General features: G+C 67.5%; 17 protein-coding genes. 6 read left to right on the top strand and 11 right to left on the bottom strand.

Annotated features, from left to right (window positions below):
• Positions 1–274 precede the first annotated feature (274 nt).
• The 3 genes from BLT72_RS07960 to BLT72_RS07950 all read right to left on the bottom strand — a co-directional run bounded on the left by BLT72_RS07960 (position 275) and on the right by BLT72_RS07950 (position 3,035).
• On the bottom strand, positions 275–664 hold the full coding sequence (locus tag BLT72_RS07960) for a dihydrofolate reductase family protein (protein ID WP_231930429.1): 390 nt from the start codon (positions 662–664) through the stop codon (positions 275–277).
• A 336-nt stretch (positions 665–1,000) separates the two neighbouring features.
• Positions 1,001–1,570 (bottom strand): mycothiol transferase, encoded by a 570-nt coding sequence (locus BLT72_RS07955; protein ID WP_091416991.1) that lies wholly within the window; start codon positions 1,568–1,570, stop codon positions 1,001–1,003.
• A gap of 766 nt (positions 1,571–2,336) precedes the next feature.
• Positions 2,337–3,035, bottom strand: a complete 699-nt coding sequence (locus BLT72_RS07950) for a class I SAM-dependent methyltransferase (RefSeq protein WP_342587401.1) — start codon at positions 3,033–3,035, stop codon at positions 2,337–2,339.
• 378 nt (positions 3,036–3,413) lie between these two features.
• Between BLT72_RS07950 and BLT72_RS07945 the strand changes: the two genes are divergently transcribed.
• The gene (locus BLT72_RS07945; RefSeq protein ID WP_231930428.1) at positions 3,414–4,454 is read left to right on the top strand and encodes a nitronate monooxygenase; all 1,041 of its coding nucleotides are present in this window, start codon (positions 3,414–3,416) and stop codon (positions 4,452–4,454) included.
• 246 nt (positions 4,455–4,700) lie between these two features.
• Here the strand turns inward: BLT72_RS07945 and BLT72_RS22130 are convergent, their stop codons facing one another.
• Positions 4,701–5,003: a hypothetical protein gene (locus tag BLT72_RS22130; protein ID WP_157720347.1), complete on the bottom strand. Its 303-nt coding sequence runs from the start codon at positions 5,001–5,003 to the stop codon at positions 4,701–4,703.
• A gap of 1,198 nt (positions 5,004–6,201) precedes the next feature.
• Between BLT72_RS22130 and BLT72_RS07930 the strand changes: the two genes are divergently transcribed.
• The 3 genes from BLT72_RS07930 (at position 6,202) to BLT72_RS07920 (ending at position 8,033) form a co-directional block, all read left to right on the top strand.
• A complete protein-coding gene (locus BLT72_RS07930) occupies positions 6,202–6,771 on the top strand; it encodes a dihydrofolate reductase family protein (RefSeq protein WP_091411791.1) in 570 nt (189 codons plus the stop codon).
• Between the two features lie 240 nt (positions 6,772–7,011).
• A complete protein-coding gene (locus BLT72_RS07925) occupies positions 7,012–7,200 on the top strand; it encodes a hypothetical protein (protein WP_091411789.1) in 189 nt (62 codons plus the stop codon).
• A gap of 86 nt (positions 7,201–7,286) precedes the next feature.
• On the top strand, positions 7,287–8,033 hold the full coding sequence (locus BLT72_RS07920; RefSeq protein ID WP_231930426.1) for an SDR family NAD(P)-dependent oxidoreductase: 747 nt from the start codon (positions 7,287–7,289) through the stop codon (positions 8,031–8,033).
• Between the two features lie 180 nt (positions 8,034–8,213).
• Here BLT72_RS07920 and BLT72_RS07915 read toward each other — a convergent pair whose 3' ends face one another.
• Entirely contained in the window at positions 8,214–8,606 is a 393-nt protein-coding gene (locus BLT72_RS07915; protein ID WP_091411787.1) for a hypothetical protein, read from the bottom strand.
• Positions 8,607–8,895: 289 nt separating this feature from the next.
• Between BLT72_RS07915 and BLT72_RS07910 the strand changes: the two genes are divergently transcribed.
• Positions 8,896–9,246 carry a nuclear transport factor 2 family protein gene (locus BLT72_RS07910; protein WP_091411785.1) on the top strand — a complete coding sequence of 117 codons (351 nt, stop codon included), beginning with the start codon at positions 8,896–8,898 and terminating at the stop codon, positions 9,244–9,246.
• Positions 9,247–9,529: 283 nt separating this feature from the next.
• Positions 9,530–9,802 carry a hypothetical protein gene (locus tag BLT72_RS07905; RefSeq protein ID WP_157720346.1) on the top strand — a complete coding sequence of 91 codons (273 nt, stop codon included), beginning with the start codon at positions 9,530–9,532 and terminating at the stop codon, positions 9,800–9,802.
• A gap of 190 nt (positions 9,803–9,992) precedes the next feature.
• On the opposite strand, the gene BLT72_RS07900 is transcribed toward BLT72_RS07905, so the two are convergent.
• The 6 genes from BLT72_RS07900 to BLT72_RS07875 all read right to left on the bottom strand — a co-directional run bounded on the left by BLT72_RS07900 (position 9,993) and on the right by BLT72_RS07875 (position 14,887).
• Positions 9,993–10,289: a hypothetical protein gene (locus BLT72_RS07900; RefSeq protein ID WP_091411781.1), complete on the bottom strand. Its 297-nt coding sequence runs from the start codon at positions 10,287–10,289 to the stop codon at positions 9,993–9,995.
• 284 nt (positions 10,290–10,573) lie between these two features.
• Positions 10,574–10,969, bottom strand: a complete 396-nt coding sequence (locus BLT72_RS07895; protein ID WP_091411778.1) for a VOC family protein — start codon at positions 10,967–10,969, stop codon at positions 10,574–10,576.
• Positions 10,970–11,441: 472 nt separating this feature from the next.
• Positions 11,442–12,677, bottom strand: coding sequence for an Nramp family divalent metal transporter (locus BLT72_RS07890; RefSeq protein ID WP_091411775.1), 1,236 nt, complete (start codon positions 12,675–12,677; stop codon positions 11,442–11,444).
• 110 nt (positions 12,678–12,787) lie between these two features.
• Complete coding sequence (locus tag BLT72_RS07885; protein ID WP_091411773.1) at positions 12,788–13,396, bottom strand: ferritin-like domain-containing protein; 609 nt, start codon at positions 13,394–13,396, stop codon at positions 12,788–12,790.
• Positions 13,397–13,414: 18 nt separating this feature from the next.
• Positions 13,415–14,092 carry a ferritin-like domain-containing protein gene (locus BLT72_RS07880; RefSeq protein WP_091411771.1) on the bottom strand — a complete coding sequence of 226 codons (678 nt, stop codon included), beginning with the start codon at positions 14,090–14,092 and terminating at the stop codon, positions 13,415–13,417.
• Positions 14,093–14,185: 93 nt separating this feature from the next.
• A complete protein-coding gene (locus BLT72_RS07875) occupies positions 14,186–14,887 on the bottom strand; it encodes a class E sortase (protein ID WP_157720345.1) in 702 nt (233 codons plus the stop codon).
• Between the last annotated feature and the right edge of the window lie 431 nt (positions 14,888–15,318).

The following is a 15,318-nucleotide window of genomic DNA, read 5'->3' as shown; positions in this document are numbered from 1 at the left end:
GTCACCCGGACCTTGCCTACGGCGCCCTGACGCACGCTGACCTCCTGCGCTGTGGGCCAAGTATGGTCACCCAGCCCCGCCCCCTCCGGGCCGGCTCTTACCGAGCGCTGTCCCGCGGTTGCGACCCCACTGGGTGCAGTAGTAGGGCTGTCCCGTATGCGGGGTCGGCTCGTGGGGCACTACCGGTTCGAGGACTCTTGCTCTCGTCTGAGCCCTTGCTTCATGGATTGCACAGAGAACCAACCGTGACGAGTCACGCGAACAGCAAACGCTGTCAGTGGAGGGTAGGGCGGTAGACGAGCTCTACGGTGTCGCCGTCGAGTGTCCTGCTCTCGAGCAGTTCGAGGTCGAAGTCGGCCGCGCCACCAAGAATGGGGCTGGTTCCGGTCCGTCCGGAGATCACCGGGAAGATCGTCACCTGCAGGCGGTCAACCAGACCGGCGGCCATCAGGGCCCAGTTCAGCGACAGGCTGGCCTGAGAGCGCAGTGGCACGTCGGACTCCTCCTTCAGCCGGCTGACGATGCCCAACGCGTCACCGCTCACGATGGTCGCGTCCGGCCACCCCAGGGTGTCCTGCAAGGTCGAGGAGATCACGGTCGCCGGCATGCGCAGTGTCCGGACGTTCCACTCGTGGAGCGTGTGGGGGTCGTCGCCCGCGATCATGATCTCAGCGTTCTCCCGGAAGGTGGTGGCCCCGAAGACCATCCGCTGCTCGACGTCGAACAGCGCAGCGCGGTGTTCAAGCAGTTCAGGGCCCTCTTTGCCCCAGTAACCGCCCCAGTCGCCACCAGGCCGTAGGATCCGTAGCCATCAAGGGTGGAGAAGACGTCCCACGTGTAGACAGCGGTCATGTCGAGCCCCTTCGTGTCCGTGGTGGACGAGCCAGTGCTCGCCCTTTCCAGTGATCGCTGCGCGGTCTCTACGCAGCAGGGTCTTGATGCGACCCGCCACTCGCGCTCCAAGCGGGCCACCTTCATAGCCCGGTGGCGGCCGCGAAGGTCAATACGGTCGCCAATCGTTCGGCGGGTCCTCGCCAACCCGACCATCCACAGCCTCTCGCAGCAGATCAGCATGCCCGGTGTGACGGGCGTACTCCTCCACCTTGTCGAACAGCAGCCGGCGCAGGTTCGCGTGCTGGCCGTCTGGCGTGGACGAGTGCACACTCTGATCGAGGCCCCCACGGGCCAGGGCCTCGGCGAAGCGCCGGCGAGCTCGTTCCACGGCTATGTCGTAGAGGGCGTACAACTCGGCCGGTGTGGCACCCTGCGGGTCGAACGTCTCGTCCCAGCCTTCCTGCGTCCTCCAGCGACCGGGATCGGTGGGCCAGACCGGCTCCTCGCCAGCCAGCTGCCAGGCGCTTCCCAGCTCCTCGACGGCTGCCAAATGCTTCAGCAGACCACCCAAGGTCAGCGCCGAGGACCCAACACGCAACTCCAGGCCCGCGGTACTAAGACCGTCAGCCTTCCAACGGAAGGTCCACCGCTGACGGTCCAACGCCCCGAGAAGATGCTCGACCTCAGAACCAGCCAGCGGTGGCTCCCATGGAGGGTCGGCGTCGACGTCACTCATGGCCAGCAATCTCGCACAGATCGACACGTGCGGGCAGTCCTGCGGGTCAGCCCATCTCGTCCCTGTCCGAGGGGCCAGCCAGCCATCACGAGGGAGAACGCGTCCAGGCGCCGGGTCCCGTAGGCCGGGCGGTGACGCAGCCTGCGCCTGTCACCCCGCACTGCGCGGCCCCAGGGATGCGCTCGGCTACTGCTTGCGTCCCGCACAACGGTGGCTCTGCTTGCGTTCCGCACAACGGTGGCTCTGCGTGCGTCCCGCACGAGGGTCGGTCACTGACGTGCTCCGCACGAGGGTCGGTCACTGACGTGCTCCGCACGAGGGTCGGTCACTGACGTGCTCCGCACGAGGGTCGGTCACTGACGTGCTCCGCACGAGGGTCGGTCACTGACGTGCTCCGCACGAGGGTCGGTCACTGACGTGCTCCGCACGAGGGTCGGTCACTGACGTGCTCCGCACGAGGGTCGGTCACTGACGTGCTCCGCACGAGGGTCGGTCACTGACGTGCTCCGCACGAGGGTCGGCCACTGACGTGCTCCGCACGAGGGTCGGCCACTGACGTGCTCCGCACGAGGGTCGGCCACTGACGTGCTCCGCACGAGGGTCGGCCACTGACGTGCTCCGCACGAGGGTCGGCCACTGACGTGCTCCGCACGAGGGTCGGCCACTGACGTGCTCCGCACGAGGGTCGGCCACTGACGTGCTCCGCACGAGGGTCGGCTACCGCTCGGTTCAGTTACTCAGGGAGCACCCAGTCTCGGCGGGATCCTCAGGGTCTCTTGGCCAGCAAGATGTTGAACTCGTTCTCATCGACGAAGACGTCCCCCCTCATGTGCGCGGGAAGCCGCTCTCGAGGAGCCTGGTCGAACGCCTCCATTCTGTCGCCGAACAGACGCGGCGCAGCGAAGGAGGTCGAGTGCAGGTACCCGATCACACTCTCAAGCGTCCTCTCCCTGCGTACCGGCACCGTCACCTGGGACCACGAGGAGAACGGGGACCCCTCGAGATCGTCTGTGTAGGGGCGGGGCCGCTCATAGGTGCCGTCGCCGGCGCGGCGTTGCTCTCCGAGGAAGTCCGCGAGGACAGCCTTGATCTCGCTCTTCCACGGCGCGTTCGCCGCCCAGATGCTGTTGTCACCGAAGATCGCCACCAGCCGGTCCGCGGCGACGTACTCGTCCAGGCGGGCGAGGACTGCTGGTCGGTCCAGCCAGTGGAAGGTCCGGCAGATGGTGACCAGATCGGCACGCCATCCTTCTGGTGGCCGGAACTCCTCGGCGCTCCACTCCAGGAACTTCAGCCGCTGCCCAGGACCGGGCGGCACCGAGCGGAGCGCGACCTGCAGCAGGTCGGGGTCAACGTCGATACCGATGACGTCATCGAAGCTGGAGCGCAGGGCCTCGACGACGAAGCCGGTTCCAGTTCCGACGTCCAGCAGGCTGCGAAGACGACGCTGCGGTGCTGCCTCGATGAGGACGGCGGCGACGTCGGCGGGGGACGCCCGAGCGGTGCTGCCGGTAGAACTCAGCTGTCCCTTGAAAGAGGGTCATAGCCCGAACCTACGGGCCAAGGGGCGTGTGACTGGCCAAGTAGCCGCCCGACCTACTCCGTGGCACGACCAACCATCCGCACCAGGGTCGATTACTACGTGAGTCAAGCACGACGGTCGGTCACTGACGTGCTCCGCACCAGGGTCGGCCACTGACGTGCTCCGCACGAGGGTCGGCCACCGACGTGCTCCGCACCAGGGTCGTCCAGTGACGTGCGTCCCGCACAACGGTCGGCTCCCGGGCAGTCGGCACAGCTTCCCTACTCCTGAGGCACGGGGGTGTTGTGGCATCGTGCACGGGTGATCGATCTCGACGTGCCGGTCGTGCAGGCCCCGATGGCGGGAGGCCCGTCGACGCCGGCACTTGCTGCCGCCGTGTCGAACGCCGGCGGACTCGGCTTCCTCGCTGCCGGTTACAAGACCCCCGGGGCAGTGCTCACCGACATCACCGCCACCCGTGAGCTGACCCGACGGCCGTTCGGCGTCAACGTCTTTGCACCCTCCGGCCGTCCAGCCGACCGCGGCACCATCGATCGCTACGCCGACTGTCTCCGCAGTCAAGCCGCCGCTCTTGGCGTCGCGCTGGGCGACCCACGGTTCGACGACGACTACTACGAGCAGAAGGTCGAGTTGCTCGCCCAAGCGCGGGTGGCGGTCGTCTCCTTCACCTTTGGCTGTCCGACCCGCTCGGTGGTGCAGCGGCTCCAGCAGGTTGGGGCTTCGGTTTGGGTGACCGTCACCGATCCGCGGGAGGCTTTCCTCGCGGCCGCCGCCGGCGCGGACGCACTCGTCGTCCAGGGAGTCGAAGCGGGCGGACACCGGGGTTCCTTCGTCGACACAGACGACCACGAGGACTACGGGATCCTCGCCCTGCTCAGCTTGATCCCGCGCCGGGTCGACCTGCCGCTGGTCGCCGCTGGCGGCATCGCCACCGGCCCCGCTCTGGCGGGCGTCCTTGCAGGGGGCGCGACAGCAGCCGCTCTCGGCACCGCTTTCCTCCGCTGCCCCGAAGCGGGCACCACCGCACCCCACCGGGACGCGGTCACTCAGCCTCGTCCGACCGGGCTGACGCGAGCGTTCTCCGGCCGTCTCGCCCGCGGGCTGGTCAACACCTTCCAAACCGAGCACACGACAATCGCCCCCATCGCCTACCCGGAGCTACACCACCTGACCGCGCCATTGCGCGCCCGGGCCCGCGAGAACGGGGACGCGGAACGGATCAGCCTGTGGGCAGGGCAAGCACACGAATTCGCCGAAGCGACCCCCGCCGGGCAGTTGGTGGTCGAGCTGGCCCAAGAGGCGGCAGCCGCAATCACCCGAGCCAACCACCGCCTCAAGTAGTCCAGCAGAGCGTCCAGGCAGCGCCTCCAGCCGTCCCGAGGAGGGTCGGCTACTGGATGCTTCGCACAACTGTCGGCTTGGGCACTGCCCGAGCGGGTCGCGTCTGCGACCATGGCTGCGACGATGCCGCGACACGAGCGGCCGTTGAGGAGGTGACGCCGTGTTCTCGATCTCGCACGAGCGCCTCATCGAGGGCCTCAGCTCTCGTCCTGAGCTTTCCTGGGAAGTCAAGCACTCCTACACTGCCTAGAGCGCCTCCGCGACGGCGGTCCCACACTCTGGCGAGATGTAACCATCGTCGATGCCTGGCTGGTCGCTGAGGGATTCTGCGTCGTCTACCAGATGCATGGCGACCGGATCGGCGCACGGGTGTCTCGACGCACAGGAAGTGGGGCGCCGTTCTTTTTCGATCGTGACGTCTTCGGCGCCGACCCCGAGCCAGCCGCCTTCGCGGTGGAGATCGCTGACTAGGCAATCGCCGAACCACTCGGCACGTTCGCACGACGGCTCATCCGGGACAGCACTGGAGTCGTTGGTGGGGAGATCCACCACTGCCAGGCGTCCGAGAATGATCGACCCCCTCGGTGCGTTCGGCACCCGGCCCGCTGAACGGTCCACCGCGGGACGCCTTCGGGTCTAAAGTCAGCCGTCCCAAGGGAGGGCAGATCGCAGCTGGTCGATACTCGGCCGCATGCCACGGCTTGCCATCACGCGGACGCTTTGCTACTTCGGAAGCTGAAGCAGAGGCGAGTAGTCACCATCGTCAACGACCGCAGTATGCAGCACCAAGTGCTCCAGCTGCGGCATCGCGCGAAGGAAGGACAGCGAGTCCACGTGCACGTTCTTGAAACTGGCCCACCTACCTCCGATCGTCAGAGAGGTCAGCACGGGCAGCTGCGCGAGCGGGGCCAGGCCTTGAACGTGCTGCAAGCCATCGACCTCGAGGCTCGACAGCCTCTTCAGGGCCTTCAGGGGCTCAAACGATCGCACTGCTGACACCCCGCCCAGCACGAGCGTGTGGAGCTCGGTGAGACCTGCAAAGAACCTGTAGGTCGTCGTAGTCCCCCCACTTCATGCGCAGCGCCTTTAGCTGAACTTGGGCGGCCAGTGCCGCGAACAGACGCTTTGGGGTCCTCGTCACGAACTCGAGTTCGCGAATGGGCGTCGGTCCGGCTGCGAGGAACTCGACCCACCCCGCGAGCACCGAGCGCGTCTGAGACGCGCTGTAGCGGTCATCTAGCTGGGTAGCGAAGACCTCGACGACGGGTTGGCCGGCGTCCTGCCTCACCTCATGAACCACCGGAGTTGCCCGAGCCATGACCAGACCGTAACTGGTGCGGAGAGAGCCACTCGACAACCGCTGCTCAGCCGTCGTCCGAAACAGGCTGGGACGTCCCGCAACAGCGTCGTCCACTGACGTGCCCCGCACGAGGGTCGGCTACTGCCGTGCGTCCCGCACAACGGTCGACCATGGGATCACGCCGAGTGGCGGGTCCGGTGAGACTTGAGGTAGAGGACCGGCGTTGGCCGCCTCGTGCCCGGTACAACCGCCGGCCCGTGTGCCCAGCCACTACGGCCACGTCTTCTGCACCCGCCGGGCCCTCGGGCACCTCTGCGGTTTGGCTCGCGACACGGGCGCGGCGGCGTGGCGAGTCGGCGCGATCACGGCGCCGATGAGAATTGGCCGCCCCAGCGGTCTCAGTAGGGTCAGGTCAAAGCGCGGCAGGCAGCTAGGGAGAACAACCAGGTGAGACCACTCCGATACTCGATCAACGTCTCGCTAGACGGCTGCTGCCACCACGAGGCAGGGCTCCCCCCGGACGAGGAGTCGATGCACTACTGGACCGCTCAGGTGGAACGGGCCGATGCCCTGCTCTACGGTCGGGTGACCTACGAGATGATGGAGTCCGCGTGGCGGAAGCCAGCCACTGGCAGGTGGCCTGACTGGATGGGTGAGTGGGACATCCCGTTCGCCGAGACGATCGACCGGGCGAAGAAGCACGTCGTCTCGAGCACGTTGAACGAGGTCGATTGGAACGCCGAGCTGGTGCGAGGCGACCTGCGGGAAGCGGTTCAGCGGCTCAAACAGGAGCCAGGCGAGGGGCTGTCGGTGGGTGGCGTGACGCTGCCCTTGGCGTTGGCAGATCTGGGACTGATCGACGAGTACGAGTTCGTCGTGCACCCGGTACTTGCCGGACACGGTCCCACACTGCTCGCCGGGCTGCGCGAGCGCATCCAACTCGAGCTCGTGGATCGCCATGAGTTCCGGTCCGGAGCTGTCGCCATACGCTGCCGGCCCGCGCTCATCGCCGGTTGACTTGATACGTTCGGCACGTTCTTTGTTGCCTAGCGACGGAGCAACGGTCGAGTCGGGCACTTGATGACGCGGTGTCCCCGAATGTGTCCGGCACCGCGCTGTACAGCGCCGGCCGAAGTGCCTGTCGGCGGCGCAAAAATAGCGGCTAGGTGCCGGTGACCGTTCCGCTTGCGTTGAACCGGTAGCCGGTCGGCTTGCGCACCTCTTCCCTACGGTCCTTCGCCGATCTACCGTCAGCACATGAGACAGGCGCGCACTCGGGCACTCACCCGTGGGCAGGTCGCGGCTGCCATCGTTGTGGCGCTCCTTGTGGTCGGGACGCTGTTGCTCAACCTGCGGGTCGACCGGCTGTGGTCGGACTACCCGGAGAAGTCAGGCCCCTGCATTGCGCAGAAGGAAGCCGGCTGCAGCTCCAACCTCGTCAACTGATCGGCTGCTTCGCACGAGGGTCGGCTTGCGTGCGTCCCGCACAACAGTGCGCGGTCGAGATGCTCTTGTTGTGCCAGGCTCCAGATGTGCAACTCAACAGCCGCCGCTTCGTCGACTCCGTGGTCCTGGTCACCGGTGCGGCCCACGGCATAGGTCGAGCCTGTGCCGGCCGTCTAGCCGCTGAAGGCGCACGCGTCGTGGTGGCCGACCTCGACGGGGGCGAAGCTAACGAGGTCGCTCTCCGACTTCCCGGTGACGGCCATCGAGCCGTCGCGCTGGACGTCACGAAGCCCGAGTCAGTCGACGAGGCATTCCAAACAGTCGGAGGCGAAGGGCTTGACGTGCTGGTCAACGTCGCCGGGGGCGACACCCAGCACGGGTCGTTCGAAGACACCGGCGACGAGGTGTGGCACCAGATGATCCAACTCAACCTGATTGGGGTTGTCCGCTGCTGCCGGGCCGCGATCCCCCACCTACGACGGCGCAGCCGGGCAGCGATCGTCAACGTCGGTTCGATCAACGCTCACACCTCTTTGGGAAGTGAGCCCTACTCCGCGGCCAAGGCCGGGGTAGTCTCCTTGACCACCAATCTTGCGCTCTCCCTCGGGCCCGGCCACATCCGAGTGAACGGTGTAGCCCCTGGCACCATCAGGACCCGAGTCTGGGACGACCAAGAAGGTGGCGCCGACCGACTGCAGCCGCTGTACCCGCTGGGCCGAGTAGGTGAGCCCGACGACATCGCGGCAGCCGTCGCGTTCCTCGCCTCGGACGACGCCGCCTGGATCACCGGCCACACCCTGCCCGTCGACGGAGGTTTCCTCACCAACCACTGAAACCCGGATCTCCTGCGAGCCCTTTCGCTACCCCAGCTGGCCACTCGTCCCGCACAACGGTCGGCCGATCCGTGCGTCCCGCACGAGGGTCGTCCACTGACGTGCGTCCCGCACAACGGTCGGCCACTGACATGCCCCGCATGAGGCTCCGCTGGTGGAGCCATCGGATCGCCCGTCCTCCTACAGCTCCAGCACCCGCTCGCGGTCTACGCGGAAGCGGGTCCGAATGGACCCATCGCCGACTGTCACGCGGTAGTGACGGCCACCCTTCTCGTACGTCCCATCGCCCGCAACGTGCGCCACAACCACTCCCCCGAGCTCAGCCGCGAACTCTTCTCGGCCCGGCTGGTGCCACTCGTGCTCCCAGAAGTCTGCGCCGTTGTCGAGCCATACGCCCACGTAGTCATTGGTCGCCGCTTCGAATAGGGCAACCAGGTGGCCACCTTTTCGACTGTCAGTGACGGCAACTTGCACCATCATTGGCTCGGTCACCTGGCCGGATCGCACTTCCAGCCCGGCAGCGCGCACCGGTCGGCTGAACGCCTCGGCGATGGCGGCGGACTCGGGAGTCATAGAGCCATCCTCAGGCTCAACGGGCCGGCTGTCTCGGAAGATTGGTCGGCCACCCCGCGCTTTGCCCAAGGGTCGGTCACTGACGTGCTCCGCACGAGGGTCGACCACTGACGTGCTCCGGCCGATCCTTGCGACCACTTCAACAGGGACGCACGCAGTGGCCACCCTCGTGCGTGTGCAGAGGCTCTAGAGGACACCGGTTCACGCCCGATAGCGGGATCGGCGCCAATTTCAGCGACGAATTTGTGGGAGGCGAGCGCGAGAGCCTGTGGACACGGCATGGTGAGACATGACCTCAGGAGACCTGGCGACCCGCTACCTGACCGAGGTGTCGAACGAACGCGACCCTGAACGGCGCCGGAAAGCCATCGAAGGCCTCTTCGACGAGGCGATCCGCTACGTCGACCAAGACGGCCCTGTTGATGGCCGTGAGGCGTTCATCAGGCGTATCGATGACCTCGCCGCGTTGATGGGTCCGGCAACGCTCTTCTCGCTGAAGAGACCGGCCCAAGGAGTTGACGACCTCCTGGTCTTCCACTGGCAGCTCGGAACGCCGGACGATGACCCGGTCCTGGGGGGCAGCGACGTCGCCATTGTCCGCAACGGTCGCATCACCCGCCTCTACGCCGTCCTGGACTAGACGTCGCCCAGAAGCGGTTCGAGATCCGCGCTCGGTGCAACCGCTCGAGCCTCCACGGTGACGCCGTCCTCGAGCTTGGACCGATCGTGCGGAGGCGATTCGACCGGCCGCGCCTATGCGACCGAGATCGGAACGAGCGGCCTCTTCTGGTCCGACCCGCACGGGCGTCGGTCACTTACGTGCTCCGCACGAGGGTCGCGTACTGCAGAGCGTCAGCCATGCGGCAACTTCCGGTTGGCGCAGATCGCCCGCGGCCGAGGAGACACGACCCTAGGATCGGCGGGTGGCCAACCCGGAGCTTCGCCGTGCAGCACGCTCAGCTGCGAGGTGGATTGCAGCGCACGTCCAGCTAGTTCGCACAGTGCTGCTCTTCTGCATCATCGGGGCGATCGCCATCCCGATCGTCGGCGTCCTCGATGGCATTAGTGTGCGCCTGATCGGCGACTTGGTTCGAGTGGCGTTCTGGACGCTGCTGACGTGGTTCCTTGGCTGGTTCGTGCCTCAACGCCTTGGTCAACGCGATGCCACCAAGTCCGACCTGCCGCACAACCGCTAGCTCCCTCTCCACTGCATGCGTCCGCACAACGGTCCACTGACGTGCTCCGCACGAGGGTCGTCCAGCAAGTCGCCGTCGCGGCCGTCGGGTTCAGCTCGGGCCACCCACGTTCGCCCCGTGGCCTTGGTCCGACATGTTGGGTTGGCGAGCACGCGGTCGCCTCTGGCCGTCGAGGTTCGACCGCTGGCAGCTAGGCACGGTCGAGCCGAGGGTCTCCCTCGAACCGTTCCGGACCGGTCACATCAGCACTCAGGTCGCACTCGACGTATCCATGGCCGAGGCCGTAGTGGCGAACAGCGAAGCGAAGTTTGGTGTAGATGTCGTAGGAGTCGCGATGGTCCGCAAAGCCAAGTTGGCGCAGCTCCTTGTCGAGCTCACGCGGGCCGACATCGCGGCACTGCCACTCCTCGCTAGTCGAGGCCTGGATGCAGAAGAGGTACCGCTCGCGCCAGAAGCCACGGGCTATCTGCTGAACCCTGAACTTCACGCTCGGATCATCCCAAGGGCCGGCTCACCGCGAAGCTGATCAAGCCATGTCGGCGTGTCTTGGCCGCTGCCTGACGCGTCGAGTACCAACCCGTCCGACCAAGGCTGCGTCCCGTACGAGGGTCGTCCACTGACGTGCTCCACACGAGGGTCGTCCACTGACGTGCTCCACACGAGGGTCGCTCACTGACATGCTCCGCACGAGGGTCGGCCACTGCGTGCGCCCCGGGCGAAGGGGCGGCTATCGCATGCTCCGCACGTCTCGGTGGCAAGCTTCAACGGGACTCAGGCCACGCAAAACTCGTTGCCCTCGGGATCCAGCATGACCACGTGACCTAGCACGTTGCCGGCTCCCTCGCTGTAGAACTCTTCCCGGACCTTGGTGCCACCACGAGTGACCAGTCGATCGACCGTCGCTCGCATCAGGTCAGCGCGCTCAGTCCAGTCCCACGGAGGCTCGCCTGCTACCCGGATATCTATGTGGAAGCGGTTCTTGGCCGTCTTTGCCTCGGGTACGCGCAGGAACCCGATCGCAGAGCCGATGCCGGCGGGGTCGACGATGGACGCACCATCAGGGTCGTCATAGCCCGGCTCAAGCACGTAGTCGAGCGCGAAGGCCCAGAACGCAGCCAGGGCGGCTGGGTCGTCGGCGTCAGCGCCGATGGTCCAGTAAGTAGCCATGCCGCCCAGGTCAGGCCGAGCGGCTGGACACCTCGTCGCCTGGTTGAGGCGGTCAGGCTCAGGACAGTGGCCCGCCCAGAAGAGGTCAAGCCACACGAGGGGCGGCCAGTGCGCGTCTCGTACGAGGGTCGGCCACTGACGTGCTCCGCATCGGGTCGAATTACGACTCTCGGAATTCGGATGCAGAGGTAAGGTCCGGCCAGCGCCGGCTGCGTTGCCGGCAGCTGGCGGACGAGCCGGGAGGGCTGCTCTGCTGAACCCCCGCGACCAGGGTCTCGCCATTTCCCAGCGCGAACCCATCTCTGTTGTACCCGAATGCTGCCGGGTCACCTGTTCAGTCGCCCCCAACCCATTTTGGAGACATGTGCACGCCGAGGGGTTCAACCGCTGCGCTGATCGACCTCGTCGGACGCTGACACTCCCAGCAGCAAGCCCCGACACCAGGCAGGCGTCGGGGCCGTCTCTGCTCTTGTCAGGCCAGGACGAGCAGGACCACCAGCAGGGCGTTGAGGGCGACGATGGCCGCGACGACGGCCCAGGTGAGGACGATCGTCGCGCCCCGGGTGGGGACCAGGGCCATCAGCCGGCGGTCACGGGCGATCCGGACCAGCGGGACCAGGGCGAAGGGGATGCCGAAGGACAGCACCACCTGGGACAGGATCAGCAGCTGGGTGGGGTCGGCGCCGAGGGCGAGCAGCACCAGGGCCGGGATGGCGGTGGCGAGGCGGCGCCAGAGCAGCGGGATCCGGCGGTGCAGCAGGCCGTCCATGATCACCGCACCGGCGTAGCCGCCGACCGAGGTGGAGGCCAGTCCGGACGCCAGCAGCGCGAGGGCGAACAGGACCGCCACCAGCGGGCCGAGCCCGGCCCCGATCGCCGCGTGCACCTCGCTCAGCCCGTCCAGCTGCAGGCCGAACAGCGCGCTGCCGGACAGCAGCAGCATCCCGATGTTCACGCTGCCGGCGACGACCATGGCCAGCACCACGTCGGCCTTGACCGCGCCGAGCACCGGGCGGGCGTTGGTCGCGTCGGCCCGGCCGTGCCGGTCACGGACCAGCGCCGAGTGCAGGTAGACCGCGTGCGGCATGACGGTGGCGCCCAGCATGCCGACGGCCAGCAGGGCGCTGTCGACGCCGGCGAGGCGGGGCACGAGCCCGCGGGCGGCCTCGCCCGCTGCCGGCGGGTCGACGACCAGCCCGGCGAGGAAGCCGACGGTGACCACGGCCAGCAGGGCGGTGATGACCTTCTCGAAGGTGGGCTGGCCGTGCCGCTGGACGTAGAGCAGGGCGGTGGAGACGGTCGTGGTGACCAGGGCGCCGGCCACCAGCGGCAGGTCGAAGAGCAGCTGCAGGGCCAGGGCGCCGCCGACGATCTCGGCGATGTCGGTGGCGACGGCGACCAGCTCGGCCTGCACCCAGTAGGCGAGCCGCACCGGACGGCGGGTGCGGGCGCCGACGAGGGCGGGCAGCGACTCCCCGGTCAGCCAGCCGACCTTGGCCGACAGGTACTGGATGAGCCCGGCCATCAAGGTGGCGCCGACCAGGACCCAGAGCAGCAGGTACTGGTAGGTGGCCCCGGCGGTGGTGTTGGTCGCGACGTTGCCCGGGTCGACGTAGGCGACGGCCGCCACGAAGGCCGGGCCGAGCAGGCGGGTGCGGCCCAGCAGAGCCGTTCGGGAAGTCGGCGCAGTCAGTGTCTGCAGCACCATCGTCGGCCCTTCTCGGGTGGTGGGCGGCAGGCAGAGGCCCCGGCACCACGAGTGCCGGGGCCTCCATCCCGAAAGCTGGCCTGGACGACGTCCGGGCCGGCGCGCCGGTTCTAGAGGGTCTGCGCCTTGACGAGGAACGGGCTGGCGGCCTTGAGGACCGCTGCCCGGGTGGCGGGCTTCTCGAACGAGCCCTGGTAGACCCCGCCCTCGGCCTCCTTCTTTCCGAGGACGCCGAGGATGGCGGCGTGCCGGGCCTCGACGCCGAAGATGCTGGCGGCGGCCGTCAGCAGCCCCTTCTCCTTCAGCAGGCTCGGGGCAGCGCCGAGGTAGGCCGACACCCCGAGGTTCTCGAAGGTGTAGGCGGTCTCCAGGTAGCTGGCCTTCGACTTGAACGCCGACCCGAAGTCCACCTGCGGGGCGGCGACCGGGGTGGCGCCGAGGCTGGTGATGGTGTCCTTCAGGGCGACGACGTGCGCCTCCTCGTCTTTCTGGATGTCCTCCAGGTACTTCTTCGCCTTGCCCGTGAGCAGGTCGGCCTGGTTGCCCTGGCGGTAGAACTCCGCCTCCAGGTACTCCAGCGTGAGGGCGTAGTTGAGGACGTCGACGGGTCCGCCGAAGTCGTCGGCAGCGAAGGCCCACTTGGTGCCCAGCATCTGCAGGCCGACGGCCGCGGGGATGACGGCGGCGGTGCCCTTGATCAGGTCTCTGCGGTTGATCATGATGTGGTCTGCCTTCTCTCAGGACTCGATGAACGGGCCGGCGGCCTTGAGCACGGCCTTCATGGACTTGTTCTTCTCGAACGACGACGGGAACGGGTTGCCGCCCAGCAGGTCCGCGACGACCGCGGCGTGCCGGGACTCGACCCCCGCGATGGAGGCAGCGGCGGCGAGGATGTCGCCATCCTCGATCAGGGCGACCTGCCCGTGGTAGGCGGTGACGCCGAGCTCCTCGAACGTCGACGCCGTCTTCAGGAAGGTCTCCTTGTCGTCAAAGGTCCCGTCGGGGTACGTGAACTTCGGCTTCGCCGCCGGCTTGCCGCCGAGAGACTTCACCGTGTCGGTGAGCACGCTGACGTGGTCCTGCTCGTGATCGCGGATCGGAGTCACCAGCTCCAGGTCGCGGCCCTTCAAGGCGCCACCCTTGACACCCTTCGTGTAGAAGTCGGCCTCGAGGTACTCCAGGGTGAGGGCGTAGTTCAGGATCTCGAGGTCGTTGGCTGAGGCGTCGGCCAGCGCGAACTTGTCGCGCTGGGACAGCGCCACCAGCGTCGAGCCGAAGCCGACGACGGCGGCCGCCCGGAGGAACTTGCGGCGCTGGCCCTCGTCGGCGAAGGTCATCACCGGCTGGCCGCCGAACACGTGGCGGGCCGGGTCGGACTCGTCGACGGGAGTCGGGGGAAGGTTCTCGTGGTTCATGCAGAGATCTCTCTGTGAGGGGCAGTGCAGATGAGCGTGGTGGCCATCGGCCGGCTCCCCGAGAGCTGGCGCTACGTTGACGACGTCCCGGAGCTACCTCCCGCCCTCGTCGGACTTCTTGACCGGACCGGTGGTGCTGGCCCGCACCACGATCCGGAAGATGGGGTGGCCCTCGGGATGGCAGGCGAACACCGTGAGATTGCGGCTCGCGGGGTCCTTCGCCGGCTTCAGCACGAATGCGGGGTACTTCGCCTCCGGCACGATCGTGGTGTCGAGGACCCGGAACGTCGTCGGCTTGCCCTTGCCGACCGAGACGCGGATCTTGTCGCCCGGCCGCAGCATGTCCAGCTCCTTGAACGGCGCGGTGTGGGTGTTGCGGTGCCCCGACAGCACCGCGGTGCCGGCGCCGCCAGGCAGTGCGGTCCCTGGCCAGTGGCCGGGGCCGCGCTCCAGCACCGACTCGTGCACGCCCTCGCCGTAGGCGACGTCCAACCCGATCCGCGGGATCTGGATGCGGCCGACCGTCTGGTACCGGCCCGGAGTCGTCCGCACCGCGGCCGCCTGCTTTGACGACACCGGCTTGTCGTAGCCCTGACCGGCCGGGTCCGCGAGCTCCTTGGACAACGCCGCAACCACCGCGGCCGAGGGCGCCACCGGCACTCGCTTCTTCGGCCCCTGCGCCGCTACCGCCTGCTTGATCACCGCCGACGGATCAGCCGAGGGATTCGCCACCGGCGCCTGCCAGGAAATCGCCCACGGGGCCACCGCGCACACCGGGACCAGCAGCGCCAGCACCCACGACGGGACACGACGCCGGGGACGTGCCGCAGACAGCGGCGGGGGGATCTCCACCAGCACTCAGCTTTCACAGCGGTTAAACCGCCAAACAAACTGCCAGCGAGAAGCACCGCAGCACCGCGAATCCCCGAGCCAAGATCAAGCACAAGGAACATAGCATCCAACCGGTCGTACGCAACCGAATCGGCCGCGACGAGCTGATGCGTCGGGCACATGTTCAAGGGCGGACCCGAATTAGCCCCCTCTTGGCCATGCCGGCTCCTTCGGCAGAAGGGTCACTGACTGCTCCGTCCCGCGCGTCGGTCGGTCACTGACGTGCCCCGCACGAGGGTCGGCCCCGACATGCACCGCACGAGGGTGGGCGTACGGGCGCTCGAATTTCCACTGAAGCATGATCAGATGCGGCCGCATCTGAACCCGATCGGCAG

Origin of the sequence: Friedmanniella luteola, assembly GCF_900105065.1 — a bacterium.
GTDB lineage: Bacteria > Actinomycetota > Actinomycetes > Propionibacteriales > Propionibacteriaceae > Microlunatus > Microlunatus luteolus.
The sequence above is the reverse complement of the archived record's forward strand: the minus strand, read 5'-3'. Positions and strand labels throughout refer to the sequence as shown.

Coding starts and splice junctions, on each gene's coding strand:
- BLT72_RS07960 (WP_231930429.1), bottom strand. CDS start 664: ATGATCGCGGGCGACGACCCCCACACGCTCCACGAGTGGAACGTCCGG.
- BLT72_RS07955 (WP_091416991.1), bottom strand. CDS start 1,570: ATGAGTGACGTCGACGCCGACCCTCCATGGGAGCCACCGCTGGCTGGT.
- BLT72_RS07925 (WP_091411789.1), top strand. CDS start 7,012: ATGAGACAGGCGCGCACTCGGGCACTCACCCGTGGGCAGGTCGCGGCT.
- BLT72_RS07915 (WP_091411787.1), bottom strand. CDS start 8,606: ATGACTCCCGAGTCCGCCGCCATCGCCGAGGCGTTCAGCCGACCGGTG.
- BLT72_RS07910 (WP_091411785.1), top strand. CDS start 8,896: ATGACCTCAGGAGACCTGGCGACCCGCTACCTGACCGAGGTGTCGAAC.
- BLT72_RS07895 (WP_091411778.1), bottom strand. CDS start 10,969: ATGGCTACTTACTGGACCATCGGCGCTGACGCCGACGACCCAGCCGCC.
- BLT72_RS07890 (WP_091411775.1), bottom strand. CDS start 12,677: ATGGTGCTGCAGACACTGACTGCGCCGACTTCCCGAACGGCTCTGCTG.
- BLT72_RS07885 (WP_091411773.1), bottom strand. CDS start 13,396: ATGATCAACCGCAGAGACCTGATCAAGGGCACCGCCGCCGTCATCCCC.
- BLT72_RS07880 (WP_091411771.1), bottom strand. CDS start 14,092: ATGAACCACGAGAACCTTCCCCCGACTCCCGTCGACGAGTCCGACCCG.